Annotated in this window: 24 protein-coding genes; 21 read left to right on the top strand and 3 right to left on the bottom strand. The window is 60.5% G+C overall.

Annotation, left to right across the window (positions count from 1 at the left end; translation table 11 throughout):
• Positions 1–334: 334 nt before the first annotated feature.
• From KGB25_RS06700 to KGB25_RS06635, 14 genes are all read left to right on the top strand, one after another.
• Positions 335–973 (top strand): TetR/AcrR family transcriptional regulator, encoded by a 639-nt coding sequence (locus KGB25_RS06700; protein WP_008031613.1) that lies wholly within the window; start codon positions 335–337, stop codon positions 971–973.
• Between the two features lie 138 nt (positions 974–1,111).
• Positions 1,112–2,080, top strand: a complete 969-nt coding sequence (locus tag KGB25_RS06695) for a GTP 3',8-cyclase MoaA (RefSeq protein ID WP_150631722.1) — start codon at positions 1,112–1,114, stop codon at positions 2,078–2,080.
• Positions 2,081–2,249: 169 nt separating this feature from the next.
• On the top strand, positions 2,250–2,858 hold the full coding sequence (locus KGB25_RS06690) for a DUF4823 domain-containing protein (protein WP_008040882.1): 609 nt from the start codon (positions 2,250–2,252) through the stop codon (positions 2,856–2,858).
• Between the two features lie 16 nt (positions 2,859–2,874).
• Positions 2,875–3,435: a DUF1285 domain-containing protein gene (locus tag KGB25_RS06685; RefSeq protein WP_008040881.1), complete on the top strand. Its 561-nt coding sequence runs from the start codon at positions 2,875–2,877 to the stop codon at positions 3,433–3,435.
• 200 nt (positions 3,436–3,635) lie between these two features.
• Positions 3,636–4,352 carry a FadR/GntR family transcriptional regulator gene (locus KGB25_RS06680; protein ID WP_223434642.1) on the top strand — a complete coding sequence of 239 codons (717 nt, stop codon included), beginning with the start codon at positions 3,636–3,638 and terminating at the stop codon, positions 4,350–4,352.
• 131 nt (positions 4,353–4,483) lie between these two features.
• Complete coding sequence (locus tag KGB25_RS06675) at positions 4,484–5,359, top strand: SMP-30/gluconolactonase/LRE family protein (RefSeq protein WP_223434641.1); 876 nt, start codon at positions 4,484–4,486, stop codon at positions 5,357–5,359.
• A 199-nt stretch (positions 5,360–5,558) separates the two neighbouring features.
• Positions 5,559–6,377: an SDR family oxidoreductase gene (locus KGB25_RS06670; protein ID WP_008031626.1), complete on the top strand. Its 819-nt coding sequence runs from the start codon at positions 5,559–5,561 to the stop codon at positions 6,375–6,377.
• A gap of 125 nt (positions 6,378–6,502) precedes the next feature.
• A complete protein-coding gene (locus tag KGB25_RS06665) occupies positions 6,503–7,507 on the top strand; it encodes a substrate-binding domain-containing protein (RefSeq protein WP_008031628.1) in 1,005 nt (334 codons plus the stop codon).
• A gap of 65 nt (positions 7,508–7,572) precedes the next feature.
• Entirely contained in the window at positions 7,573–9,117 is a 1,545-nt protein-coding gene (gene araG / locus KGB25_RS06660) for an L-arabinose ABC transporter ATP-binding protein AraG (RefSeq protein ID WP_008040877.1), read from the top strand.
• A gap of 12 nt (positions 9,118–9,129) precedes the next feature.
• A complete protein-coding gene (gene araH, locus KGB25_RS06655; protein WP_032828927.1) occupies positions 9,130–10,098 on the top strand; it encodes an L-arabinose ABC transporter permease AraH in 969 nt (322 codons plus the stop codon).
• 212 nt (positions 10,099–10,310) lie between these two features.
• Positions 10,311–11,024 (top strand): GntR family transcriptional regulator, encoded by a 714-nt coding sequence (locus tag KGB25_RS06650; RefSeq protein WP_032828923.1) that lies wholly within the window; start codon positions 10,311–10,313, stop codon positions 11,022–11,024.
• Entirely contained in the window at positions 11,021–12,019 is a 999-nt protein-coding gene (locus KGB25_RS06645; RefSeq protein ID WP_223434640.1) for an ADP-ribosylglycohydrolase family protein, read from the top strand. The genes KGB25_RS06650 and KGB25_RS06645 overlap by 4 nt, the downstream gene beginning before the upstream one ends.
• 211 nt (positions 12,020–12,230) lie before the next feature.
• Positions 12,231–13,697, top strand: coding sequence for a purine-cytosine permease family protein (locus tag KGB25_RS06640; RefSeq protein WP_223434639.1), 1,467 nt, complete (start codon positions 12,231–12,233; stop codon positions 13,695–13,697).
• A complete protein-coding gene (locus KGB25_RS06635) occupies positions 13,690–14,619 on the top strand; it encodes a PfkB family carbohydrate kinase (protein ID WP_223434638.1) in 930 nt (309 codons plus the stop codon). Before KGB25_RS06640 ends, KGB25_RS06635 begins: the two co-directional genes overlap by 8 nt.
• A 201-nt stretch (positions 14,620–14,820) precedes the next feature.
• On the opposite strand, the gene KGB25_RS06630 is transcribed toward KGB25_RS06635, so the two are convergent.
• A complete protein-coding gene (locus KGB25_RS06630) occupies positions 14,821–16,023 on the bottom strand; it encodes an MFS transporter (RefSeq protein WP_223434637.1) in 1,203 nt (400 codons plus the stop codon).
• A gap of 112 nt (positions 16,024–16,135) precedes the next feature.
• Positions 16,136–16,789 (bottom strand): HD domain-containing protein, encoded by a 654-nt coding sequence (locus KGB25_RS06625; RefSeq protein ID WP_008040870.1) that lies wholly within the window; start codon positions 16,787–16,789, stop codon positions 16,136–16,138.
• Positions 16,790–16,922: 133 nt separating this feature from the next.
• Here KGB25_RS06625 and KGB25_RS06620 point away from each other — a divergent pair, with 133 nt between their 5' ends.
• From KGB25_RS06620 to KGB25_RS06595, 6 genes are all read left to right on the top strand, one after another.
• Entirely contained in the window at positions 16,923–17,405 is a 483-nt protein-coding gene (locus KGB25_RS06620) for a GNAT family N-acetyltransferase (protein ID WP_008034765.1), read from the top strand.
• A 173-nt stretch (positions 17,406–17,578) separates the two neighbouring features.
• On the top strand, positions 17,579–18,571 hold the full coding sequence (locus KGB25_RS06615) for a 2-dehydro-3-deoxygalactonokinase (protein ID WP_223434636.1): 993 nt from the start codon (positions 17,579–17,581) through the stop codon (positions 18,569–18,571).
• 19 nt (positions 18,572–18,590) lie between these two features.
• Positions 18,591–19,211: a 2-dehydro-3-deoxy-6-phosphogalactonate aldolase gene (locus tag KGB25_RS06610; RefSeq protein WP_008032870.1), complete on the top strand. Its 621-nt coding sequence runs from the start codon at positions 18,591–18,593 to the stop codon at positions 19,209–19,211.
• Positions 19,212–19,258: 47 nt separating this feature from the next.
• The gene (gene dgoD / locus KGB25_RS06605; RefSeq protein WP_007903915.1) at positions 19,259–20,407 is read left to right on the top strand and encodes a galactonate dehydratase; all 1,149 of its coding nucleotides are present in this window, start codon (positions 19,259–19,261) and stop codon (positions 20,405–20,407) included.
• A gap of 173 nt (positions 20,408–20,580) precedes the next feature.
• Positions 20,581–21,891: an MFS transporter gene (locus tag KGB25_RS06600; protein WP_008032871.1), complete on the top strand. Its 1,311-nt coding sequence runs from the start codon at positions 20,581–20,583 to the stop codon at positions 21,889–21,891.
• A 60-nt stretch (positions 21,892–21,951) separates the two neighbouring features.
• On the top strand, positions 21,952–22,755 hold the full coding sequence (locus KGB25_RS06595; RefSeq protein WP_008032872.1) for an IclR family transcriptional regulator: 804 nt from the start codon (positions 21,952–21,954) through the stop codon (positions 22,753–22,755).
• 11 nt (positions 22,756–22,766) lie between these two features.
• Here KGB25_RS06595 and KGB25_RS06590 read toward each other — a convergent pair whose 3' ends face one another.
• Positions 22,767–23,819 carry an NAD(P)-dependent alcohol dehydrogenase gene (locus KGB25_RS06590; protein WP_008032874.1) on the bottom strand — a complete coding sequence of 351 codons (1,053 nt, stop codon included), beginning with the start codon at positions 23,817–23,819 and terminating at the stop codon, positions 22,767–22,769.
• A 190-nt stretch (positions 23,820–24,009) separates the two neighbouring features.
• On the opposite strand from KGB25_RS06590, the gene KGB25_RS06585 reads away from it, so the two are divergent.
• Positions 24,010–24,900, top strand: coding sequence for an AraC family transcriptional regulator (locus KGB25_RS06585; protein WP_207286294.1), 891 nt, complete (start codon positions 24,010–24,012; stop codon positions 24,898–24,900).
• Positions 24,901–25,042 lie beyond the last annotated feature (142 nt).

The following is a 25,042-nucleotide window of genomic DNA, read 5'->3' as shown; positions in this document are numbered from 1 at the left end:
CAAAAAAAACCCGGGTTCTGGGGGGTGAATCCGGGTTAAGACCATTAGGAGTAAAACAATGGTACGCGGTCCGTTGGTACCAATATCGACGCGGCACTTGGGGGAGATGCCCCGCCGACAGTTGAAGTATTGATCAGTATTGCGCTGAGTCCAGTTTACCGGCCCAGGTTTTTAAACAATTTTGGAATACAGGCGCTTCGGAAGAGTTCTCATTAAAAGCTGGTGCTGACAGAATTCATCTAGAAACACAGATATGGAAGGATGATCCGTGCATTTTGCCGCAAGTTAGGCATAATACGCGGCTTCGAATTTTGACCCCGACAGACCTTTTCTTATGCATAAAGAACCTCGTAAGGTCCGTGAATTTCGTCGCCGTGAGCAAGAAATTCTCGATACCGCGCTCAAGCTGTTCCTCGACCAAGGTGAAGACAGTGTCACCGTCGAGATGATTGCTGATGCCGTCGGTATCGGCAAAGGCACAATCTACAAGCACTTCAAATCCAAGGCGGAGATCTACCTGCGCCTGATGCTCGATTACGAGCGCGATTTGAACGAGCTGTTGCATTCGGCCGATGTCGACAAGGACAAGGAAGCGCTGTCCCGGGCCTACTTCGAATTCCGCATGCGCGATCCGCAACGTTACCGCTTGTTCGATCGCCTGGAAGAAAAGGTGGTCAAGGGCAACCAGGTGCCGGAGATGATCGAGGAGCTGCACAAGATTCGCGCCTCGAACTTCGAACGCCTGACCCTGCTGATCAAGGGCCGGATCAGCGAAGGCAAGCTCGAAGACGTACCGCCTTACTTCCATTACTGCGCATCCTGGGCGCTGGTGCACGGCGCCGTGGCGCTGTATCACTCGCCGTTCTGGAGCAATGTGCTGGAAGATCAGGAAGGCTTCTTCCAGTTCCTGATGGACATCGGCGTGCGCATGGGCAACAAGCGCAAGCGCGACACCGACACGCCGAGTAGCTGAGTCATTCAGTTGCCTTATTGCGCCATGATTTCGCTATATGGCGCAGTACCTCAGTAATATACTCAGGCATGGGACTTGCTAAAACTTGATTTGTGAGTCAAGTTTTACGTCGTCCGAATTCCTTGTGCCGGAGTGACCATGATCGTTGACCGTCAAGGCAGGCGTTTTCGTAATCTGCGAATCAGCCTGACCTCCGCCTGCAATTACGCGTGTACCTACTGCGTGCCTAACGGCAAGCGGCTGGTCGCTGCACAGGATGAACTGTCGGCTGAGGCCATGGCACGCGGCGTTGCCTACTTGATCGAGGCGGCGGGGATCGAACGGCTGCGCATCACCGGCGGTGAGCCGTTGGTCAGCCCCAAACTCGAAGCCTTCATGACCGCTGTCGGGCAGATGGGCCTGCAAGACATCAGCCTGACCACCAATGGTCAATTGCTGGCGAAAAAACTGCCCCTGCTGGTCGATGCCGGCATTCGTCGCATCAACGTTTCCCTCGATACCCTGGATGCCGGCGCATTCCGCAGCATTGCTCGCGGCGGCGATCTGGCGACTGTGCTCGATGGCATGGACCAGGCCAGCGCCGCCGGCATGAAGATCAAGGTCAACATGGTGCCGTTGCGCGGGCAGAACCTCGATCAGGTGATGCCGCTGCTCGATTATTGCCTGGAACGCGGTTACGAGTTGCGCTTCATCGAGCTGATGCGCATGGGCCACCTGGCCAGCGACAACAACGCATTCCTGCAACAATTCGTCAGCCTTCAGCAACTGCTGAGCCTGATCGGTGATCGCTATGAGTATCTCCAGGCCGATGCGCCGGTTGACGCCACGGCGGTGCGCTACGAGATTCCGGGGCAGGGCTATTTCGGGGTAATCGCCAACGAAAGCGTTCCGTTCTGTCGAACCTGTTCGCGGCTGCGCCTGTCTTCAACCGGGTGGCTGCATGGCTGCCTGTCGTCGAGCAATCGTCACTATGTCGGCGATCTGCTGGACAAACCGCGTCATCAGGCATTGCCGGCGTTGCAGCGACTCTTGGTGAAGGCCTTGGGTGACAAGCAGGAAGTGGCGTTTTCCGGTGGTGCGACCGTCATGAAGATTATTGGCGGCTGAACCGGCCTCTTCGCGGGCAAGCCTCGCTCCTACAAGATCGGCGTTAACCTGTAGGAGCGAGGCTTGCCCGCGAATGCGTTCGAACAGGCAACGACGTTCTGGAGCTGGCGCGGAAGCTGCATCCCATGGCCATTCGCCGGTTTTCCGTCACCGGCCTCTGGAGGGTAGGATGCGTAGCCTGGTTTTGCTGCTGGCCGTTTTGGCGCTTGGTGGCTGCATGAATGTCAGCGATATGGCTGAAGAAGCTCGCTACCACATGAGCGACGTGGGGCTGCTTGACCACAGCGACAGCCGCCGCGTGCACAACCTGCGCATTCAGCCGGATTCGTTCGTCTATATCGCCCAAGGCGCCTTTGTGCCGCCGGGCAGTGCGGTCTACCCGCGACCTAACGTGATCGCCGAAGTCGCCTTCGACGGTTTTATCGAATACTTCCCGATGGTCCGTCGTGCACGCACGCCGGAAGGCCTCGACCAGGCCATGGGCGAAGCCCGTGCGGTCGGTGCGCATTACCTGCTCTACACCCGTTTCGCCAAGACTGACGACCGTATTGGCAACACGGACGAATGGCTCGATCAGGAAGCCGTGGATCGTCTCGGTATCGACTCTGGCGTGATTCAGATCATGTTGATCGAGACCAGCACCCAGTATTTGATTGATACTGCACGTATCAAGAGTCGTGGCGGTTTACTGACGTTCTACGACAAAAAGCCAGAAGACCTGATGGGCCCGCCGCTGCGGCAATACGCGCGCAGCCTGCTGGGGTTCAGCGACCAGTAATTCCAAGGAGAACGCCATGAGTGGCCCGCAAAAAGCCAACGACCTGTTGGGGCAAATCCCCAAGACCCAAGGCTTGCCACCGGTCCACTTGTGGAACCCCGACTTCTGCGGCGACATCGACATGCGCATCGCCCGCGACGGCACCTGGTATTACCTGGGCACGCCGATCGGGCGCAAGCCGATGGTCAAACTGTTCTCCACCATCATTCGCCGCGACGGCGATGATTATTTCCTCATCACCCCGGTCGAGAAAGTCGGCATCAAGGTTGACGATGCTCCGTTCGTGGCGATTGCCGTGGATGTTGAAGGCGAGGGTGAAGCCCAGGTCTTGCGCTTCACCACCCATGTGGATGAAACCGCCGAGGCCGGTGCCGACCATGCGATCCGCGTGGTGATTGACCCGGTGACACAGGAGCCTGCGCCTTACGTGCATGTGCGCACCAATCTCGAAGCGCTGATTCATCGCAATGTGTTTTACCAATTGGTGGAGCTGGCGGTGACTCGTGAAATCGATGGGCAGCGTTGGCTGGGCGTATGGAGCGGCGGCATCTTCTTCCCCATCGGCCTCGAGCCTTGAGTCGTCAGTGCTGACGCCTTCGCGGGCAAGCCTCGCTCCTACAGAGTTCGCCGGCACCTGTAGGAGCGAGGCTTGCCCGCGAAGAACGATTACGCGATCTCGCTACTCAGCTTCAAAATCAAATTGACACCCAATCGTATGATGATTAGCGTGGGCAACCATCGCGAACGGCATTGTGCCGTCCCAGCATCGAGGTGCCCATGTCCAGCAGTTTTCACGCATCGACGGTCGATTGGCTGGGTTGCTGGATTGCGGCGGGCCAGGTAAAACCCGGCGACACCCTCAAGGTTGAGGCCGACCTGGGCGAGCAGCTCGGCGTCAGCCGCACCGTCATCCGCGAAGCCATCAAAACCCTGGTCGCCAAAGGCATGCTCGAAGTCGGGCCGAAGGTCGGCACGCGGGTATTGCCGGTGCGGCGCTGGAACCTCTTCGATCCGCAAGTCGTCGGCTGGCTGTCCCGCAGCGGCCTGCCGGAAAACTTCGTCGACGACCTCCTCGATTTACGCCGCACCATCGAGCCGATGGCCGTGCGCTGGGCCTGCGAGCGAGCGACCGTCGAGCAGGTGCAGGCGGTGCTTCAGGCCTATAACGCGCTGGAGCGCGCGGTGCACAGCGGCATCGATTACAACCGCGCCGACCAGTTTTTCCATGAGTGCATCCTCGCGGCCAGCCACAATCAATTCATCGAACAAATGGTCCCGGCCCTCGGCGCGTTGTTGGCGGTGTCTTTTGAAGTCTCCGCCGCCGATCCGGACGAACTGCGCCGCACGCTGCCGATTCACAAAGACATGGCCGACGCCATCGCCGCCCGCGACGCGGCGCGCGGTGTGTGGGCTTGCATGACGCTGATCGACAACGCCGACCTGGCCATCAAACGTTTCTACCCAAAAGTCATGGCCGACAAAAAAGCCGGCTGATCACACTAATCCCCTGTGGGAGCGGGCTTGCCCGCGAAGGCGGTGTGTCATTCAACGTCAATGTCGTCTGACACGACCTCTTCGCGAGCAAGCCCGCTCCCACATAAAACAAGAACAACGCAGGAGGTTTCATGGAATGGACCGCAGTCACCGGACACCGGGCACGCCTCGGCGAAGGCCCGTTCTGGGATGCGCCGACGCAAGCCCTCTATTGGGTGGATATCGCCGGTAAACAGGCGCTGCGCCTGATCGGTGCCAACGTGCAGATCTGGCAGATGCCCGAGCACGTGTCGGCTTTCATTCCCTGCGAAAGCGGCGATGCGCTGGTGACGTTGAGCAGTGGCGTGTATCGGCTCGACCTGGATTCACCAGGCCTTGAGCCACGGCTGACCTTGTTCTGCGTCGCGGACCCGCAGCCGGGCAATCGCGGCAACGAAGCCCGTTGCGATGCCCAGGGGCGACTCTGGCTCGGCACCATGCAAAACAACATCGGCGAAAATGGCGAAGACCTGCCCGTTGTGCGGCGTTCCGGCGGCTTGTTTCGTATCGACCGCGATGCCCGGGTCACGCCGCTGCTGCGCGGTTTGGGCATTCCCAACACGTTGTTGTGGAGCGATGACGCCACCACGCTTTATTTCGCCGACAGCCTGGATGGCACGCTCTACCAGCATTTCATCCGCACCGACGGCGGCCTCGATCCCGCGCTGGTCTGGTTCGGCCCGCATCAACGTGGCGGCCCCGACGGCTCGGCGATGGATGCCAGAGGTTATATCTGGAACGCGCGCTGGGACGGCAGCTGCCTGATCCGGCTGACACCGGATGGGTATGTCGATCGCATCATCGAATTGCCAGTCAGCCGCCCGACCAGTTGTGTCTTCGGCGGCGCGGACCTGAAAACCCTCTACATCACCAGCGCTGCAAGCCCGCTCAACCATCCGCTGGATGGCGCGGTGTTGTCGATCCGAGTCGATATACCCGGAAAGCCCTGCACGAGATTTGCCGGTTAGATCCCAAAATATGGGATGTAAAATTATATATTGAGATTATTTGGCGGTCGGGTTTATAGTCGGCTCCAATCAGTTACACGCACTCACACTTAAAAAAACAAAACAGGTGAAGTGATGCAGCGATTTTCCAACACGTTTTTTGGCCGGACATCGACAGATGCCCGGTTTTTGTCGTGCCCGCGAAAGGGAGTGCTGATCCATGGCTGAAGCGCTCTCCCTGCCTCCAGTGCCCGAGCCGCCGAAGGGTGAGCGCCTGAAAAACAAGGTCGTGCTGCTGACCGGCGCCGCTCAGGGCATCGGCGAGGCGATTGTTGCGGCCTTCGCTTGCCAGCAAGCCAGGCTGATCATCAGCGACATCCAGGGCGAGAAAGTCGAAAGCGTCGCAGCGCATTGGCGCGCCCAAGGCTTCGATGTTCAGGCGATCAAGGTTGACGTATCCAATCAACAAGACCTGCACGCGATGGCAAAAAGGGCCGTCGAGTTGCATGGCCGCATCGACGTGCTGGTCAACTGCGCCGGCGTCAACGTGTTCCGCGATCCGCTGGAAATGACCGAAGAAGACTGGCGCCGCTGCTTCGCCATCGACCTCGATGGCGCCTGGTTCGGTTGCAAGGCGGTGCTGCCGCAGATGATCGAGCAGGGCATCGGCAGCATCATCAACATCGCCTCGACCCATTCCACGCACATCATTCCTGGCTGCTTCCCGTACCCGGTGGCCAAGCACGGTTTGCTCGGCCTGACCCGCGCACTGGGCATCGAATACGCGCCGAAAGGCATTCGCGTCAACGCCATTGCACCGGGCTACATCGAAACCCAATTGAACGTCGATTACTGGAACGGTTTTGCCGACCCGCAGGCCGAACGTCAGCGCGCTTTCGATCTGCATCCGCCGCGGCGCATTGGCCAGCCGATTGAAGTGGCGATGACGGCAGTCTTCCTGGCCAGCGATGAAGCACCGTTCATCAACGCCTCGTGCATCACCATCGATGGTGGGCGCTCGGTGATGTACCACGACTGAATAACCGGGGGGGCAGGTGCGGAATTACGCCTGAAATCCAATCATCATACGATATGACTATTTGCTACAACGTTTGCACCGGCTTTGAAAAATAACGCTCAAAAAAAATAACAAGGAGTCAGCTTATGAATCGTCGTCGTGGGATCCGTTCCCTGTGCTGTGCCGCTTTGGCGGTCACCGCGGTCAGCCTCAGCAGCAGCTTGCTGGCGGCCGAGGAAGTGAAGATCGGTTTTCTGGTCAAGCAGGCGGAAGAGCCCTGGTTCCAGACCGAATGGGCCTTCGCCGAAAAGGCCGGTAAAGAGAAAGGCTTCAAGGTCATCAAGATCGCCGTGCCGGACGGCGAGAAAACCCTGTCCGCCATCGACAGCCTGGCTGCCAACGGCGCCAAGGGCTTCGTGATTTGCCCGCCGGACGTGTCCCTCGGCCCGGCGATCATGGCCAAAGCCAAACTCAACGGTTTGAAAGTGATTGCCGTGGATGACCGCTTCGTCGATGCCAGCGGCAAGTTCATGGAAGACGTTCCGTACCTCGGCATGGCGGCGTTCGAAGTCGGCCAGAAGCAGGGCGCGGCGATGGCCGCCGAAGCGAAAAAACGCAACTGGGACTGGAAAGACACCTACGCGGTCATCAACACCTACAACGAACTCGACACCGGCAAGAAGCGCACCGACGGTTCAGTCAAAGCGCTGGAAGACGCCGGCATGCCAAAAGACCACATCCTGTTCTCGGCCCTGAAAACCCTCGACGTGCCGGGCAGCATGGACGCCACCAACTCGGCGCTGGTGAAACTGCCGGGCGCGGCGAAAAACCTGATCATCGGCGGCATGAACGACAACACCGTACTGGGCGGCGTACGCGCCACCGAGAGCGCCGGTTTTGCTGCGGCCAACGTGATCGGCATCGGCATCAACGGCACCGACGCCATCGGCGAACTGAAAAAGCCCAACAGCGGCTTCTTCGGCTCGATGCTGCCAAGCCCGCACATCGAGGGTTACAACACCGCCAGCATGATGTTCGAGTGGGTCACCACCGGCAAAGAGCCGGCGAAGTACACCGCCATGGACGACGTGACCCTGATCACGCGCGACAACTTCAAGCAGGAACTGGAAAAGATCGGCCTCTGGAACTGAGGCGCGGTTGATTTCATCGGCGGCCCTGGCGACGGGGCTGCCTGATCTGTGTGATGAGGTGTTTTATGCACGCGCAAGTACAGACACAACACGACAGCGCCGGCGGCAGCCTGCGCTTCAACGGGATCGGCAAGACCTTTCCCGGGGTAAAGGCATTGGACGGCATCAGCTTCGTCGCCCATCCGGGTCAGGTTCATGCCTTGATGGGTGAGAACGGCGCCGGCAAATCGACCCTGCTGAAAATCCTCGGCGGCGCCTACACGCCGAACAGCGGCGACCTGCAGATCGGCGAGCGAACGATGGTCTTCAAATCCACCGCCGACAGCATCGGCAACAAGGTGGCGGTGATCCATCAGGAACTGCACCTGGTGCCGGAAATGACCGTGGCGGAAAACCTGTTCCTCGGTCATTTGCCTGCCAGTTTCGGCCTGATCAATCGCAACGCACTGCGACAACAAGCGCTGGCCTGCCTCAAGGGCCTGGCCGATGAAATCGATCCGCAGGAGAAGGTCGGGCGCCTGTCCCTCGGTCAACGGCAACTGGTGGAAATCGCCAAGGCATTGTCCCGTGGCGCGCATGTGATCGCGTTCGACGAACCGACCAGTAGCCTCTCGGCGCGGGAGATCGATCGCTTGATGGCGATCATCGGGCGCCTGCGCGACGAAGGCAAAGTGGTGCTTTACGTCTCCCATCGCATGGAAGAAGTGTTCCGCATCTGCAACGCGGTGACGGTGTTCAAGGACGGCCGCTACGTGCGCACCTTCGAGGACATGAGCGAGCTGACCCACGATCAATTGGTCACGTGCATGGTCGGGCGCGACATTCAGGACATCTACGATTACCGCCCGCGCAAGCGTGGCGCGGTGGCGTTGAGGGTCGACGGTCTGCTCGGGCCGGGCTTGCGTGAGCCGGTGAGTTTCGATGCGCACAAAGGCGAAATTCTCGGGCTGTTCGGCCTGGTGGGGGCAGGGCGAACCGAGCTGTTCCGCATGCTCAGCGGCCTTGAGCGCAACACCGCGGGGCGCCTGGAATTGCGCGGTCATGAACTGAAACTGCGTTCACCCCGCGATGCGATTGCCGCCGGCATTCTGCTGTGTCCCGAGGACCGCAAGAAGGAGGGCATCATGCCGCTCTCCAGCGTTGCCGAGAACATCAACATCAGCGCGCGCGGCGCCCATTCCACCTTCGGTTGCCTGTTGCGCGGCCTGTGGGAGAAGGACAACGCCGACAAGCAGATCAAGGCGCTGAAAGTGAAGACGCCCAGCGCGGCGCAGAAAATCATGTACCTGTCCGGCGGCAATCAGCAGAAGGCGATTCTCGGCCGCTGGCTGTCGATGCCGATGAAAGTGCTGCTTCTGGATGAACCGACTCGCGGCATCGACATCGGCGCCAAGGCCGAGATTTACCAGATCATCCATAACCTGGCTGAAAGCGGCATCGCGGTGATCGTGGTGTCCAGCGACCTGATGGAAGTGATGGGTATTTCCGACCGCATCCTGGTGCTCTGCGAAGGCGCGATGCGCGGCGAACTGTCCCGTGACGAGGCCAACGAATCCAACCTGCTGCAACTGGCTTTGCCGCGCCACCGTGCTGACGGCGTGGCGAACTGAGAGGTGACTATGATGACAACCCAAAACAACGCTCTGCCCACCCAGCGCAAACCTCTGGACCTGCGGCGCTTTCTCGATGACTGGGTGATGCTGCTCGCGGCCGTCGGGATCTTTGTGCTCTGCACCTTGCTGATCGACAACTTCCTTTCGCCGCTGAACATGCGCGGCCTGGGCCTGGCGATTTCCACCACCGGGATAGCCGCGTGCACCATGTTGTATTGCCTGGCGTCGGGGCATTTCGACTTGTCGGTGGGCTCGGTGATTGCCTGTGCCGGCGTGGTCGCGGCGGTGGTGATGCGTGACACCGACAGCGTTTTTCTCGGTGTGGTGGCGGCGCTGTTCATGGGCTTGATCGTCGGGCTGATCAACGGGATCGTGATCGCCAAGCTGCGGGTCAATGCATTGATCACTACGTTGGCGACTATGCAGATCGTTCGCGGTCTGGCCTACATTTTTGCCAATGGCAAAGCGGTGGGTGTGTCGCAGGAGTCGTTCTTCGTCTTCGGTAACGGCCAGTTGTTTGGCGTGCCGGTGCCGATCCTGATCACCATTGCCTGCTTCCTGTTTTTCGGCTGGTTGCTGAATTACACCACCTACGGGCGCAACACCATGGCCATCGGCGGCAACCAGGAAGCGGCGCTGCTGGCCGGGGTCAACGTTGACCGGACCAAGATCATCATCTTCGCCGTGCACGGTGTGATCGGGGCGTTGGCCGGGGTGATTCTGGCGTCGCGGATGACTTCCGGCCAGCCGATGATCGGCCAGGGTTTCGAGCTGACGGTGATCTCGGCGTGTGTGCTTGGCGGGGTTTCGCTCAGTGGCGGGATCGGCATGATCCGGCATGTGATCGCCGGGGTGTTGATTCTGGCGATCATCGAGAATGCGATGAACCTGAAGAACATCGATACGTTTTATCAGTACGTGATTCGCGGTTCGATTTTGCTGCTGGCTGTGGTTATCGACCGTCTGAAACAACGCTGAGATTTTTGTTGTCTGTGCTGGCCCCTTCGCGGGCAAGCCTCGCTCCTACAGGTTATGTGTCGTGCATGGATTACGCGACTGACATATAACCTGTAGGAGCGAGGCTTGCCCGCGAAGGCGATGTACCTGATTCACCTCGCGACCGCATCCTTCCGTCACCCCCCCTAAATATGTCTTGCCTGTTACAAGTCGTTTCAGGTATCAATTTGTACATGATTAGACAGGTACGATTTGACAAGAAACAACGGGTGGTCGACGAACTCATCCGGCGCATTGAAAGCGGCCTCATGGAGGACGGTTTTCAGTTGCCGGGCGAGCATCAGTTGGCTCAAGAATTCAAAGTCAGCCGAGGTACGCTGCGTGAAGCCCTGGCCGAATTGAAACGGCGCAACTACATCGCTACGCAAAGCGGTGTCGGTTCCATCGTCACGTTCGACGGGGTGGTGCTCGATCAGCGCAGCGGTTGGGCGCAGGCGCTGGCCGACAGCGGGGCGCTGATCAATACCGAAGTGCTGCGGCTCGAGGCGGTGACTCGCCCCGACCTGCTGCCGCGTTTCGGCACTGACCAATTCATCACCCTCGACCGCCGCCGTCGTTCCACCGACGGCAAGCTGGTTTCCCTCGAACGCTCATTGATGCCCGCCACCGGAGGCCTGGAAAGCCTGCCGCGTGTCGGCCTGATCGACAATTCCCTGACCATCACCCTGGCCGCGTACGGCTACATCGGCGAGCGCGGCGATCAATGGATCGGCGCCGAACCCTTGAACGCCGAAGACGCCGAGCTGCTCGGTCGTCCGGTCGGCACGGTGTTCCTCAAAGCCTTGCGCACCACCTACGACCGGCAGAACCGCTTCATGGAGCAGGTCGAAAGCCTGCTCGATCCCGTGCACTTTCGCCTGCACCTGCAATTTGGAAACCCACAATGACCGCGCTCAATCGTGCACTTGGCGCGTTTTACGGACTGGCCCTGGGCGATGCGCTGGGCATGCCGACGCAATCGCTGAGCCGCGCCGTTATCAAGGCGCGTTTCGGTGAAATCACCGATCTGCAAGACGCCGGCCCCAATCAACCGATTGCGGCCAACATGCCTAAAGGCTCGATCACCGACGACACCGAACAGGCTATTCTGGTCGGTCAGTTGTTGATCGACGGCAAGGGCAGGATCGAACCGTCGGTACTGGCGCAACGGCTGATCGAATGGGAAGCCGCGATGCAGGCCAAGGGCTCGCAGGATTTGCTCGGGCCGTCGACCAAACGGGCGATCGAGATGATCCTCGCCGGTCATTCGCCGGAAGAAGCGGGGCGCTACGGCACCACCAACGGCGCGGCGATGCGCATCACGCCGGTCGGCATTTCGGCGGATGTCCGCGATCCCGAGCGTTTCATCAACGCCGTGGTGCAGGCCTGCCAGGTCACCCACAACACCACGCTGGGCATTTCCAGCGCGGCGGCGGTGGCGGCGGTGGTCTCGGCCGGCATCAACGGCATGGACCTCGGCGAGGCATTGAACCTCGGCCAGCAAATCGCCCAGCAAGCGGAAAGCCACGGCCATTGGGTCGCGGGCGGACGCATTGCCTCGCGCATCAGTTGGGCGCGGACGATCAGCGTCGATAGCGACAAGGCGATGCTGGCGGACTTGATGTACGACGTGATCGGCACGTCGGTGGCTTCGCAGGAGTCGGTGGTGGTTTCGTTTGCCTTGGCGCAGCAAGTGGCCATCGGTGAAATAAATGCCTTCGACGCGCTGTGCATGGCCGCAGGTCTGGGGGGCGACACCGACACCATCGCGGCGATTCTGGGGACCATGCTCGGGGCTTGTCTGGGGCTTGAGAGTTGGCCGGTGGCGATGATCGACAAGGTCAAAGCTGTTAATGCGTTGGAGCTGGAACCGTTGGTGCAGGGGCTTTTGGCTTTGCGTTGACTGGGCTGACGCCATCGCGAGCAGGCTCGCTCCCACAGTGATCTGCGGTGTTCCCAATACCTGTGGGAGCGAGCCTGCTCGCGATGGGCGCGCCGCCGATTTAATTTGATAACCCGCAATGGATCGCACAACTACGGCCAGGATCGCCGGGATGTTATGTCGACTTCCGCAATTGCCCATAACCACAACAAAGGCAACAGGAGCATTTCACATGAGTTCATCGAACGCCGGGCAAAGCGCCGGGCAACTGGAAACCCGTGGCATCGAGCCGGTGCCGGAAGCCGAATGCAACGGGCATCCGCTGCAGCTGTTCTGGGTCTGGTTCGCCGCTAACATTTCCATCCTCGGTCTGCCGCTCGGCGCTACGCTGGTGGCGTTTCGCGGGTTGGCGATCTGGCAGGCGATCATCGTCGCGATCCTTGGCGCTGCCGGTTCTTTTGCGGTGGTCGGGATCATTTCCATCGCCGGTCGCCGTGGCCGCGCACCGAGCCTGACGCTGTCGCGGGCAATCTTCGGCGTACGCGGCAACATCGGCCCGACCCTGGTTTCGCTGATGTCGCGGCTGGGTTGGGAAACCGTCAACACCACCACCGCCGCGTTCGTGTTGCTGTCGCTGTGCTCGATCCTGTTTGGCTCGCCGGTGGAAGCCAAAAGCGCGCCGGTGCTGACCCTGATCTTCATCGCGATTTTCGTGCTGCTGACCTTGTCGGTGTCCGGCCTCGGTCACGCGACGTTGCTGGTGATTCAGAAGTGGGCGACTTATGTGTTCGGCGCGCTGAACATTCTGGTCGGAAGTTTCCTCTGCGCCACCATCGACTGGAGCGCCGTGTTCAACGCCACGCCTGCACCGCTTAGCGCAATGATCATCGGCGTCGGCACCATGGCCGCCGGCACCGGGATCGGTTGGGCCAACGCCGGTGCGGACATGTCGCGCTATCAGCATCGCAGCGTCAAGGCGGCACGTCTGGTGGCTTCCGCCGCGTTTGGTGCCGGGATCCCGCTGGTGTTGCTGATCACCCTCGGCGGCCTGCTGTCGGTGGGCAACAACGACCTGGCGTCGGCCACTGACCCGATCATCGCGATCCGCGACATGCTGCCGACCTGGATGGCCGTGCCGTACCTGATCACCGCGTTCGGCGGCTTGCTGCTGTCGAACAACCTGTCGGTGTATTCCGCCGGCTTGACCACGCTGACCCTCGGCCTGAAGGTCAAGCGTGTCTACGCCGTGGTGGTCGACATCGTGGCGATTTTCGCCGGTTCGATTTACTTCATGCTGATCGCCGACAGTTTCTACGGCCCGTTCATCACCTTCATTTCGCTGCTGGCCGTGCCGATCACGGCGTGGGTCGGGATCTTCGTCGTTGACCTGATTCATCGTCATTACTACAGCCCCAAAGACCTGCTGGACGTCAGCCCGAGCAGCGCCTACTGGTATCGCGGCGGCGTCGAGTGGCGTGCTTTCGGTGCGTGGGCCCTGGCGATCGTGCTGGGTTTCAGCTTCACCACCATTGGCACCACCGAACAAACCGTCTGGTTCCGTGGGTTCCTTTCCGACTCGTGGCTGGGGCATAACGGCCTTGGCTGGATCGTGACGTTCCTGGTCGCCGGCGGGATTTATTTTGTACTCGGCGGGGCCAGGGATCGCCGCGCCGCGTCGCTCGAGAATGCTCATGCCTAAAATGTTGCACACCGGCCAGGTCATCATCGACCTGGTCATGGCCGTGGATAAACTGCCTCAAGCCGGCGGCGACGTACTGGCGCAATCCGCCAGTTTCGAAGCCGGCGGCGGGTTCAATGTGATGGCCGCCGCTCAGCGTAATGGCTTGCCGGTGGTTTACCTGGGCCGTCATGGCACTGGTCGTTTCGGCGACCTGGCGCGTGAGGCGATGAAGGCTGAAGGCATTCGCATCGGCATTGCTCACAGTGCTGAACGAGACACGGGGTTGTGCGTGGCGATCACGGACGCCTCGGCTGAACGTAGCTTCGTTTCCTACATCGGCGCCGAAGGTGAAGTGTCCGCAGAGGATTTGAACAGCGTAGCGGCGCAGGCGGGCGACTATGTCTACGTCAGCGGCTACAGCCTGCTGCATGTCGGCAAGGCTCAGGCGCTGGTGGATTGGGTGTTGGATTTGCCGAGTGCGATCAACGTGGTGTTCGACCCGGGCCCGCTGGTGGAATCACCCGATGCGCCGTTGATACAGACGTTGTTGCCGCGCATCGATGTGTGGACCAGCAACAGCGTCGAGGCGCTGCGGTTTACCGGGGCGTCGGACATTGCCGAGGCGCTGGATCGATTGGCCGATCATCTGCCGTCGAAGGTGTTGATGGTGGTCCGCGACGGTCCGCAAGGGTGCTGGATTCATCAGCATGGCGAGCGTCAGCACGTGCCGGGTTTCAAGGTTGAGGCGGTGGACAGCAACGGCGCCGGGGATGCCCATGCCGGGGTGTTTGTGGCCGGGTTGGCGCGAGGGTTGTCGGCGGGTGAGGCGGCGCGGCGGGCGAATGCGGCAGCGGCGCTGGCGGTGACTCGGTGGGGGCCGGCGACTTCGCCTGGGGCGGATGAGGTGGATGCGTTGATCAGGAAGTGTTTCGGCGCCTGATTTGACGTCTTCGCGGGCAAGTCGGGTCGCCGCATCGCTCGCTCCTACAGGAATCACGCGATCCTTGTAGGAGCGAGGCTTGCCCGCGAAGGGGGCCCTCAAACGTTTACACGTCCAGCTTGCGCGCCACCTCAACCCCAGCCGCACCAAGCTTGATCGGTTTTCATCGACATTCATGGATACTGATGAACGACGAACGGTTCAGGCCTCTTGCAACGCTTTGACCGTGTAGCGCCGCCAGATCAGGCGGCCCACGGTGATCAGCCAGTTCAACAGCGCCACGGCGAGAACGGTGAGCAACAGTGTCGCCATCCCGTGTTCGACGATGATCTTCCCGGCCAGCAACGGAAAGCCGAACACACCAATGAAGTACGACAGGCTGAACAGCAGCAACGCTTGCGCGGTGGTGCCGTGCGGCGCTTCATTCGCCGCCAGGCCATTGATCACCGAATACGTCAGCCCGTAACCGACCCCGAGCATCATCGCCGCGAGCACGTAGCTCAAGCCGCTGTCGACCACGAAACCGAACATCACAATCGAAACCATCATCAGTCCCGACAACAGGCAAGACGCGCGGAACGGATCGCGCTTGACCACGAATCCGGCAATCACCATCCGGCTGCTGATCGCCGCGCCCATGAAGCCGAAAAAGAACAGCGAGTAATCCAGCGAACGAGACGCCGCGTAGCTGGTTTGGAAGCTCGACAGACCACCGAACACACAGCCGCCGAGGCCGACCATGAGGATCGGGAACACTGCGCGGGACGATAAAATCTGCCGGGTTGCACGCCAGGAAATGCGTGCGACCGCAGCGGTAGGCGAGGGTGCTTTTTTCAGCTGCGCATCCAGGCGCCAGAACAGTAAAACGCCGATCAGGCTGGCCAGCGCCGCGAGGTAAAACGCCGCCGTTACGGGATAGCCCAGCGCACTGGCCGCGCGGCCCAGCAACGGACCGCTGCCGATCCCGGTCATCATGCTGCCCGACAGCAGCGCGAAATATCTGGCCCGCTGGGCAGGCGTCACAAGGCTCGCGACGATGATCGGCCCGAGCGTATAGAAAACGCCCCAGCCCAAACCCAGCAGCAAGCCGAAAAACAGCAGCAGATTGCCGAAGCCCGGCGTCAGTGCAAAACCCAGGCTGGCCGCCACCAGCAGCACGCCGAACAACGCAATCGAACGCGCCGCGCCAAGCCAGTCGGACAAGTGCCCGGAAACGATCACCGCCGCAAACGTACTGAGCATCGCCGCCGAAATCACACTGCCGGCATCGTGTTCATTACCGCCGCGCGAGCCGATCAACAGCGACAGCAAAAACGTCGAGCCATAGGACAGCGACAGCAAATAACTGGCGAGGCAAAACAGGCCGAACAGTTTGCTGGAGACCTGAGGTGGAGCAGTAGACATGACGCGCTTCCTTGACCCGATAACGGAGAGTGTCATCTATCTATCATGCAAGGCGCCGATGTTAGGTCTGAGGTTATCGATTCCAGGGTTAGTGGTGGGCGGAGTAATGCACTCAGCCGATGCCGATTTCTTCCTTGAACAGCTCCATGAAATTTTTCAAACGTTCATGCCGGATGCGGGCCAGGCGTTGACCGGTGAGGGTCTGGAAACCGTCTGCCAAGTGCAGCAGCTTGGTCTGGAAATGATCGAGACAAAAGCGCTTGTCATCGTATTCCCGCGCATTCGCTTCCGGGTCTTGTGGGTCATACAGCGCGCTGCCCATGCGACCGGCGATGTAAAAGGTGCGCGCAACGCCGAGCATGCCAAGGGAATCGAGACGGTCGGCGTCCTGCATGATTTTCGCTTCGAGGGAACTTGGGGTGATGTTGGCAGAAAAGCTGTGGGCCTCGATGGCGTGTACAACGGCGCTGATTTTTGCGCTGGGCCAGTGCATGTCGGTCAACACTGCAGAGGCCTTCTCGGCGGCCAGTCGCGATGCTTGCGAACGCAACGGCGAGTTCTTCTCCACCGACACGCAATCATGCAAAAGCACCGCTGCCAGCAGCACTTCAATATCGCCACCTTCCTCAGCATGAAGAGTGCGCACGTTGTGCCAGACCCGCTGCAAGTGCGACAGATCGTGGGCGCCGTCTTCCGAGGGTTCCAGTGCGTGGGGCAGCAACCTGGCGGCGAGGATTGGCAGCGGCGCGAAAGCATCAGTCGTCATAAACGTCCTGTTAAGTGAAAACGGTTGGGGCAGCGGCTCCACATCCTCCATAGATCAGCTTTGAATTTCCAGTGTGACGAGCGTTGCGCGCCGACTTAGTATGGCGTTTTCCACTTTTGACGAAGGCACGTCCATGACGATCGAAATCCGCCCGGCGACCCCCAGCGATGCTCCGCAAATCCTCGCGTTCATCACTGAACTGGCCGATTACGAACGTGCCCGCCACGAAGTCATCGCCAGCGTCGCCGACATCGAGCGCAGCCTGTTCAGCGAAGGCGCCACCGCCCACGGGCTAATCTGCCTGCGCGACGGTTTGCCGATCGGCTTTGCGGTGTTCTTCTTCAGCTATTCAACCTGGCTGGGCAGCAACTGCCTGTACCTCGAAGACCTCTACATCACTCCCGAACAGCGCGGTGGCGGTGCCGGTAAAACCTTGCTGCGTCACTTGGCGAAAATCGCCTGCGCCAATGATTGCGGGCGTTTTGAGTGGAGCGTGCTGGACTGGAACAAGCCGGCTATCGAGTTCTATAAATCCTTGGGGGCGCAGCCTCAGGAGGAGTGGGTGCGGTATCGGATGGATGGCGCGGTGCTAAGGGATTTTGCTGCGGGCAATTGATCGTTTAAAGGATCGCAACCCTCGGTGGCTCCTAATAGGGGAGCTGCCGAGGGCTGCGATCTTTTTTTGGCTTAATCCCAAAATATGGGATGTATATTTATATATTGAGATTTTATCGTGTCAGGGTTTATAGTCCAGCTCACTCACTGCCAATAAACAAAACAGGTGAAGCGATGCTGGCGCAATTGATCGCGCTCGATTGGGGGACAACCTCATTACGTGCTTACAAACTCGCCGCAGGTGGCCAGGTGCTCGAACAGCGTTCGCTGTCATCGGGAATCATGCAGCTGCCCCGGACGCCGCGAATCATTAACGGTCTGGCATGCACCGACGGTTTTGAACTGGCCTTTGACGAGGCCTGCGGTGACTGGCTCGATGAGCAACCCGGTTTGCCGGTGATTGCCTGCGGCATGGTCGGCAGCGCGCAAGGCTGGTGCGAAGCGGCCTACCGTGACACGCCGGCAAACGTTGCCAATCTCGGAACCTCCCTACAAACCATTCGCAGTCTTCGCGGTGTCGATGTGCACATCGTGCCGGGTGTGATTCAGCGTTCGCGTCTGCCGAACGTGATGCGCGGTGAAGAAACCCAGGTCCTCGGCGTGCTGCAAAACCTGGCGGGCGGGGCGGGCAGCGATCTGTTGATCGGCCTGCCGGGCAGCCATTCGAAATGGGTGGAAGTGGCCGACGGCTGCATCGTGCATTTCGACACCTTCATGACCGGCGAAGTCTTCGCGGTGCTCAGCGAACACAGCATTCTGGGGCGCACCCAGCAACGCGGCGGGTCTTTCGATGGCGACGCGTTTGACCGTGGCGTGCAAGTGGCCCTGTCGGCGGACGGCGAAATCGGCCCGCTGTCGACGCTGTTCAGTGCGCGCAGCCTCGGGCTGACCGGCGAACTGAGCGGCAGTGCGCAACCGGATTATTTGTCCGGCCTGTTGATCGGTCATGAGCTGTCGGCGCTGGCCACGGTTCAGCGGCGTCGGCGCAACAGCGTTCATCTGCCGTCGATCATTCTCATCGGCAATTCCCAACTCTGTGCCCGTTACAGCCGGGCGCTCGACGCCTGCGGTTTTGCCCGAGTGACGCTGGCCGAACAGGCCACCGAACGCGGGTTGTGGCAACTGGCGCTTGCCGCCGGGCTGATCACTCCAAACCCATCCCGTTAAACCTGACTGGAGGTCTGACATGCTCAAACAAGCATTGGCGCAAAACGGTCTGATCGCAATCCTGCGTGGCCTGCGCCCGCAGGAAGCGGCGGCTATCGGAGAAGTCCTTTATGCAGCCGGATTTCGCGTCATCGAAGTGCCGCTCAATTCCCCCGAGCCGTACGAAAGTATCCGCATCCTGCGCAGTACCTTGCCTGCCGATTGCCTGATCGGCGCGGGCACGGTGCTGACTCCGGAGCAGGTCGAGCAAGTGAAAGCCGCCGGCGGGCAGGTCATCGTCATGCCCCACAGCGATCCCAAAGTGCTGCGCGCCGCGAAGGCCGCCGGGTTGTTCCTGTCGCCTGGCGTGGCGACGCCGACCGAAGCGTTCGCTGCATTGGCTGAAGGCGCGGACGTGCTGAAGATGTTCCCCGCCGAGCAAATGGGCCCGGCGGTTGTAAAAGCCTGGCTGGCGGTGTTGCCCGCCGGGACGATTCTGGCGCCGGTGGGCGGGATCACCCCGGAGAACATGCAGGTGTTTATCGATGCGGGCGTGAAGGGCTTCGGCCTCGGGTCCGGGTTGTTCAAGCCGGGCATGACTGCGGCGCAAGTGGCGTCCAACGCCAAGGCCTACGTCGCTGCATGGAACGCTCTGCGTTAAGTCTTTTTTGGCGCCGAGCGCGCTGCATCTAATAAGAGAGAGAAGAGATGAAAATCACCAAACTGACCACCTTCATCGTTCCGCCGCGCTGGTGCTTCCTGAAAGTGGAAACCGACGAGGGCGTGACCGGTTGGGGCGAACCCGTGGTCGAAGGCCGTGCCCACACGGTGGCGGCTGCCGTTGAAGAATTGTCCGACTACCTGATCGGCAAAGACCCACGCAACATCGAAGACATCTGGACCGTGCTGTATCGCGGCGGCTTCTACCGGGGCGGTGCGATCCACATGAGTGCGCTGGCCGGTATCGACCAGGCGTTGTGGGACATCAAGGGCAAGGCCTTGGGTGTGTCGGTCAGCGACCTGCTCGGTGGTCAGGTGCGCGACAAGATTCGTGTCTATTCGTGGATTGGCGGTGACCGTCCGGCAGACACTGCGCGCGCCGCGAAAGAAGCGGTCAGCCGTGGTTTCACCGCCGTGAAAATGAACGGCACCGAAGAGCTGCAATTCCTCGATTCCTTCGAGAAAGTCGACCTGGCCCTGGCCAACGTCGCCGCCGTGCGTGATGCGGTCGGCCCGAACGTCGGTATCGGTGTGGACTTCCATGGCCGGGTGCACAAGCCCATGGCCAAGGTGCTGATGAAGGAACTCGATCCGTACAAACTGATGTTCATCGAAGAGCCGGTGCTCAGCGAAAACTACGAAGCGCTGAAGGAGCTGGCACCGCTGACCAGCACACCGATTGCCCTCGGTGAGCGTCTGTTCTCGCGTTGGGATTTCAAGCGCGTGCTCAGCGAAGGTTACGTCGACATCATCCAGCCGGATGCTTCGCACGCCGGTGGTATCACCGAGACTCGCAAGATCGCCAACATGGCCGAAGCCTACGACGTAGCGCTGGCGCTGCATTGCCCGTTGGGGCCGATTGCACTGGCGGCGTGTCTGCAACTGGATGCGGTTTGCTACAACGCGTTCATCCAGGAACAGAGCCTGGGTATCCACTACAACGAGAGCAACGACCTGCTGGATTACGTCAAGGATCCACGGGTGTTCGATTACGACAAAGGCTTCGTGAAGATTCCGAACGGCCCGGGCCTGGGGATCGAGATCAACGAGGAATACGTGATCGAACGCGCGGCGGTCGGGCATCGCTGGCGCAACCCGATCTGGCGCCATGCCGATGGCAGTTTTGCCGAGTGGTGAGTGATCGCTGACCCACCGCAAATCCCCTGTAGGAGCCGGCTTGCTGGCGATAGCGGCACATCATTCAACATTGATGGTGCCTGACACCCCCCCATCGCCAGCAAGCCGGCTCCTACAGGGTTCAGTGCAAGTCTTTAGACCGACCTCAATAAACATAAGAAGAGGCATTCCCCATGCAACCGCAAACCCTCACCGGGCAGGCGTCGTTGGTGGCGCCCAGCCGCAAGCGTTTTTTCATCATGGTCCTGCTGTTCATCACCGTGGTGATCAACTATCTGGACCGCAGCAACCTGTCCATCGCCGCCCCGGCGCTGACCAGTGACCTGGGCATCGACCCGATCCACGTCGGACTGATCTTCTCCGCGTTCGGCTGGACCTACGCCGCCATGCAGATCCCCGGCGGCTGGCTGGTGGATCGTGTTCCGCCGCGCATCCTTTATAGCCTCGCCTTGCTGCTGTGGTCGATCGCCACGGTGATGCTCGGTTTCGCCGCCAGCTTCATTGCGCTGTTCGTCTTGCGCATGGCGGTCGGTGCGCTGGAGGCCCCGGCGTATCCGATCAACAGCCGCGTGGTTACCACCTGGTTCCCGGAGCGTGAGCGCGCCACGGCCATTGGTTTCTACACCTCCGGCCAGTTCGTCGGCCTGGCGTTCCTGACGCCGGTACTCGCCTGGTTGCAGCATGAATTTGGCTGGCACATGGTGTTCGTCAGCACCGGTGCGGTGGGCATTCTCTGGGCGGTGATCTGGTACGCGGTGTATCGCGAACCGCGGGATTTCAAAGGCGCCAATGACGCTGAAATCGACCTGATCCGCGAAGGCGGCGGGCTGGTGGATATTCAGGCCGAGCAAGCGAAGGTCAAGGCGAAATTCAGCTGGACCGACCTCGGCATCGTCCTGACCAAGCGCAAGTTGTGGGGTATTTACCTTGGCCAGTTCTGCCTCAACTCGACGTTGTGGTTTTTCCTGACGTGGTTCCCGACCTACCTGGTGAAGTACCGCGGCATGGATTTCATCAAGTCCGGCCTGCTGGCATCGTTGCCGTTTCTCGCCGCTTTCGTCGGTGTACTCTGTTCCGGGTTCTTCTCCGACTTCCTGATCCGTCGCGGCTACACGGTGGGTTTCGCCCGCAAGTTGCCGATCATTGGCGGCTTGCTGATTTCCACCTCGATCATCGGCGCCAATTTCGTCGAGTCGACGCCGCTGGTGATTGCCTTCCTCGCCTTGGCGTTCTTCGGCAACGGTCTGGCTTCGATCACCTGGTCACTGGTTTCAACGCTGGCACCGGCACGCTTGTTGGGGCTGACCGGCGGCGTGTTTAACTTCATCGGCAACCTGTCGGCGATTGCCACGCCGATTGTCATCGGTTTCCTCGCCAGCGGTGATTCGTTCGCTCCAGCGATCACCTACATCTCGGTTCTGGCGTTGTTGGGGGCGCTTTCCTACATTCTGCTGGTCGGGAAGGTCGAGCGTATCAAGTTGTAGTCGTAGCCGTCGGGCGACCATAATGCCGCCCGTTCACTCGCTCAACGGTAAAGGCTGGATATGCAGGAAGACGCCCCAAAAATCGCCAAGGACGCCGCGCCGACCGGCACTCAGACCCTGCTTCGCGGTCTGGGTGTGGTTCAGGCCGTGGCCAGTGGCGCCCGCGATCTCAAGGAAATCGCCCGGTTGATCGGCACGACGCGCAGCACCACCCATCGTCTGGCCAGTTGCCTGGTGGACGAGCGTTATCTGCGCGTGGTGCCGCAAGTCGGTTATTTGCTGGGGCCGAAGCTGATCGAACTGGGCTTTCAGGCGCGTGAGGAATTGCCGCTGGTCACGTTGGCCGGTCCGTATCTGGATGAGTTGTCGGCGTTGACCGGCGACACCATTCACCTGGCGATTCGCGAAGGCGACGAAGTGCTGTACCTGCACAAGAATCCGGGGCGCAATGGTCCGGAAATGCGTTCGCGGGTTGGCCACCGCATGCCGTTGGCGCGCACCGGGATCGGCAAGGCGCTGATGCTCGATGACACGCAGGAAGAATGGCAACGGCTGTACGAAGTCAGCCTGCCGGCGGGTGGGAAAAATCAGTTCTGGCCGCAGCACCCGGAGCAATCCTGGGAGCAGTTCCAGCAGCGCATGATTGAGTACGTGGCGGGCGGTTACGCCTTCGACCTGGAAGACAACGAACCGTCGATCCGCTGCGTGGCGGCGCCGATCCGTGATGCCAGCAAGCGCATCGTCGCCGGCATCAGCATCGCCAGCACCGTGCCGTACATGCCGCTGGAAAAAATGGCCGAGCTGATTCCCCTGATCAAAGGGGTCACGGCCCGGCTCTCGGCGGAACTTGGCTTGAAGGTATAAACCGCTAAGGCTTAGACCTTCAGCGTTGCCATGTCGATGACGAAGCGGTACTTCACGTCACCGGCGATCATGCGGGCGTAAGCCTCGTTGATCTGGCGGATGTCGAGCATTTCGATGTCGCAGGTGATGTTGTGCTCAGCGCAGAAATCCAGCACTTCTTGGGTTTCGGCGATGCCGCCGATCAGCGAGCCCGCCAGTACGCGGCGACCCAGCACCAATTTGGCCGCGTGGACCGGTGGATCAATCGGTTCAATCAACCCCACCAGAATGTGCACGCCGTCGAAACGCAGCGTGTCGAGGTAGGGATTGAGGTCGTGCTGCACCGGAATGGTGTCCAGCAGGAAGTCGAAATGGCCGGCCGCAGCTTTCATCTGCTCGGCATCGGTGGACACGATCACATGGTCCGCGCCCTGACGACGACCTTCTTCAGCCTTGCTTGCCGAACGGGTGAACAGCGTGACTTCCGCGCCCATTGCCTTGGCGAACTTGATGCCCATGTGACCGAGGCCGCCCATGCCGAGAATCCCGACCTTGTCGCCCGCTTTCACGCCGTAGTGTTTGAGCGGCGAGTAGGTGGTGATGCCGGCGCAGAGGATCGGCGCGGCGCTGGCCAGGTCAAGTTTTTCCGGGATGCGCACCACGAAGTGCTCGCTGACCACGATGCTGTCGGAGTAACCGCCCATGGTGTTGCTGCCATCGACCCGGTCGGGTGTGGCGTAGGTCATGGTCGGACCTTCGAGGCAATATTGTTCGAGGTTGGCCTGGCAGGCTTCGCAGCTGCGGCACGAATCGACCATGCAGCCGACGCCGACCAGATCGCCGACTTTATGTTGGGTGACATTCGCACCGATGGCGGTCACTTTGCCTACGATCTCGTGGCCGGGCATCAGCGGGTAAACGGCAATGCCCCACTCATTGCGCGCCTGATGGATGTCGGAATGGCAGACGCCGCAGTAGAGAATCTCGATCGCCACGTCGTCGGCACGCGGGCTGCGGCGTTCGAATTTCACGGGGGCAAGGGGAGTGGTGGCCGACTGGGCGGCGTATCCGATGGCGGTGTACATGGTGGACCTCGCAAAAAGCATGACAGGTGAGGCGGCGCATTCTGGGCGCCGTACCATTACGCGGCCATGGCGATTCCTCCGGGTGTCATGCCTATTCCTCCGGCATCTGCGTTCGTTGGGTCCAATGGGCAATCAGACCTGCGATGATGCTTTCATCCCTTTTTCCGTGATTATTTTGTGAAGAGCTCCCATGTTGTTGACCCGTCATCTCGATGCCAATGCCACGCTGGTTTCGCTGATTGAGCCACTGGCGACCCGCGACGGTTTCACCCAGACCGGGTTGCCCGGTGTGCAAGTTCTGCGCGCGAGTTGTGACGTCGCCCGTGGCCCGCATATTTATGAACCGAGCCTGATGATCATCGCCCAGGGCAGCAAACTGGCGTATTTGGGGCCGCGAACCCTGGAGTACGGCGCCGGGCATTACTTGATTCAAGCGTTGCCGGTGCCGTTCGAGTGCGAAACCTTTGCCTTGCCGAATGCGCCGCTGCTCGGGGTTTCCGTGGCGATTGACCGGGTGCTGCTGGGTGAATTGGTGCTGGCGATGGGACTGGCGCCGGGGCGGCACATTGCGGCGCAGACGCCGGAGTCGATGACCTCGGTGGTGCTCGACGACGGCATGCGCGGCTGTGTGGAACGGCTGTTGCGTTGTCTGCACGATCCTCTGGAGGCGCGGATCATGGGGCCGTCACACCTGCGCGAGTTGTTGTTCGTCGCGTTGCGCGGGCCGCAGGCGGATGTGTTGCGCGCGCTGGTGGAACAGCAGGGGCAGTTCGCCCGTGTCGCGGCGTCGATCAGCCATTTGCATGCGCACTACGCCGAACCCTTGAACGTCGAGACCCTGGCCAGTTGCGCGAACATGAGTGCGTCGACTTTTCATGAGCATTTCAAGCGCAGCACGTTGTTGTCGCCGGTGCAGTATTTGAAGCGATTGCGCTTGCTCAAGGCGCAGACGTTGCTGGTGGCGGAGGGCTTGGGCGTGGCGCAGGTGGCGCATCGGGTCGGGTACCAGAGCACGTCGCAGTTCAGTCGGGAGTACAAGCGCTACTTTGAGCGTAATCCGGGTGATGAACGCGCTGCCTGAACCGTTGCGAACCCCTGTAGGAGCCGGCTTGCCGGCGATAGCGGCGTGCCAGACACCGATAATGCCGAATGACACACCGCCATCGCCGGCAAGCCGGCTCCTACAGGACAGTGTTGGGGTATGAATTGCGGGCAACAAAAAG

This window comes from Pseudomonas sp. BF-RE-21 (genome assembly GCF_019947305.1).
Lineage (GTDB): Bacteria > Pseudomonadota > Gammaproteobacteria > Pseudomonadales > Pseudomonadaceae > Aquipseudomonas > Aquipseudomonas migulae.
The sequence above is the reverse complement of the archived record's forward strand: the minus strand, read 5'-3'. Positions and strand labels throughout refer to the sequence as shown.

Coding starts and splice junctions, on each gene's coding strand:
- KGB25_RS06700 (WP_008031613.1), top strand. CDS start 335: ATGCATAAAGAACCTCGTAAGGTCCGTGAATTTCGTCGCCGTGAGCAA.
- KGB25_RS06695 (WP_150631722.1), top strand. CDS start 1,112: ATGATCGTTGACCGTCAAGGCAGGCGTTTTCGTAATCTGCGAATCAGC.
- KGB25_RS06690 (WP_008040882.1), top strand. CDS start 2,250: ATGCGTAGCCTGGTTTTGCTGCTGGCCGTTTTGGCGCTTGGTGGCTGC.
- KGB25_RS06685 (WP_008040881.1), top strand. CDS start 2,875: ATGAGTGGCCCGCAAAAAGCCAACGACCTGTTGGGGCAAATCCCCAAG.
- KGB25_RS06680 (WP_223434642.1), top strand. CDS start 3,636: ATGTCCAGCAGTTTTCACGCATCGACGGTCGATTGGCTGGGTTGCTGG.
- KGB25_RS06675 (WP_223434641.1), top strand. CDS start 4,484: ATGGAATGGACCGCAGTCACCGGACACCGGGCACGCCTCGGCGAAGGC.
- KGB25_RS06670 (WP_008031626.1), top strand. CDS start 5,559: ATGGCTGAAGCGCTCTCCCTGCCTCCAGTGCCCGAGCCGCCGAAGGGT.
- KGB25_RS06665 (WP_008031628.1), top strand. CDS start 6,503: ATGAATCGTCGTCGTGGGATCCGTTCCCTGTGCTGTGCCGCTTTGGCG.
- araG (WP_008040877.1), top strand. CDS start 7,573: ATGCACGCGCAAGTACAGACACAACACGACAGCGCCGGCGGCAGCCTG.
- araH (WP_032828927.1), top strand. CDS start 9,130: ATGACAACCCAAAACAACGCTCTGCCCACCCAGCGCAAACCTCTGGAC.
- KGB25_RS06650 (WP_032828923.1), top strand. CDS start 10,311: ATGATTAGACAGGTACGATTTGACAAGAAACAACGGGTGGTCGACGAA.
- KGB25_RS06645 (WP_223434640.1), top strand. CDS start 11,021: ATGACCGCGCTCAATCGTGCACTTGGCGCGTTTTACGGACTGGCCCTG.
- KGB25_RS06640 (WP_223434639.1), top strand. CDS start 12,231: ATGAGTTCATCGAACGCCGGGCAAAGCGCCGGGCAACTGGAAACCCGT.
- KGB25_RS06635 (WP_223434638.1), top strand. CDS start 13,690: ATGCCTAAAATGTTGCACACCGGCCAGGTCATCATCGACCTGGTCATG.
- KGB25_RS06630 (WP_223434637.1), bottom strand. CDS start 16,023: ATGTCTACTGCTCCACCTCAGGTCTCCAGCAAACTGTTCGGCCTGTTT.
- KGB25_RS06625 (WP_008040870.1), bottom strand. CDS start 16,789: ATGACGACTGATGCTTTCGCGCCGCTGCCAATCCTCGCCGCCAGGTTG.
- KGB25_RS06620 (WP_008034765.1), top strand. CDS start 16,923: ATGACGATCGAAATCCGCCCGGCGACCCCCAGCGATGCTCCGCAAATC.
- KGB25_RS06615 (WP_223434636.1), top strand. CDS start 17,579: ATGCTGGCGCAATTGATCGCGCTCGATTGGGGGACAACCTCATTACGT.
- KGB25_RS06610 (WP_008032870.1), top strand. CDS start 18,591: ATGCTCAAACAAGCATTGGCGCAAAACGGTCTGATCGCAATCCTGCGT.
- dgoD (WP_007903915.1), top strand. CDS start 19,259: ATGAAAATCACCAAACTGACCACCTTCATCGTTCCGCCGCGCTGGTGC.
- KGB25_RS06600 (WP_008032871.1), top strand. CDS start 20,581: ATGCAACCGCAAACCCTCACCGGGCAGGCGTCGTTGGTGGCGCCCAGC.
- KGB25_RS06595 (WP_008032872.1), top strand. CDS start 21,952: ATGCAGGAAGACGCCCCAAAAATCGCCAAGGACGCCGCGCCGACCGGC.
- KGB25_RS06590 (WP_008032874.1), bottom strand. CDS start 23,819: ATGTACACCGCCATCGGATACGCCGCCCAGTCGGCCACCACTCCCCTT.
- KGB25_RS06585 (WP_207286294.1), top strand. CDS start 24,010: ATGTTGTTGACCCGTCATCTCGATGCCAATGCCACGCTGGTTTCGCTG.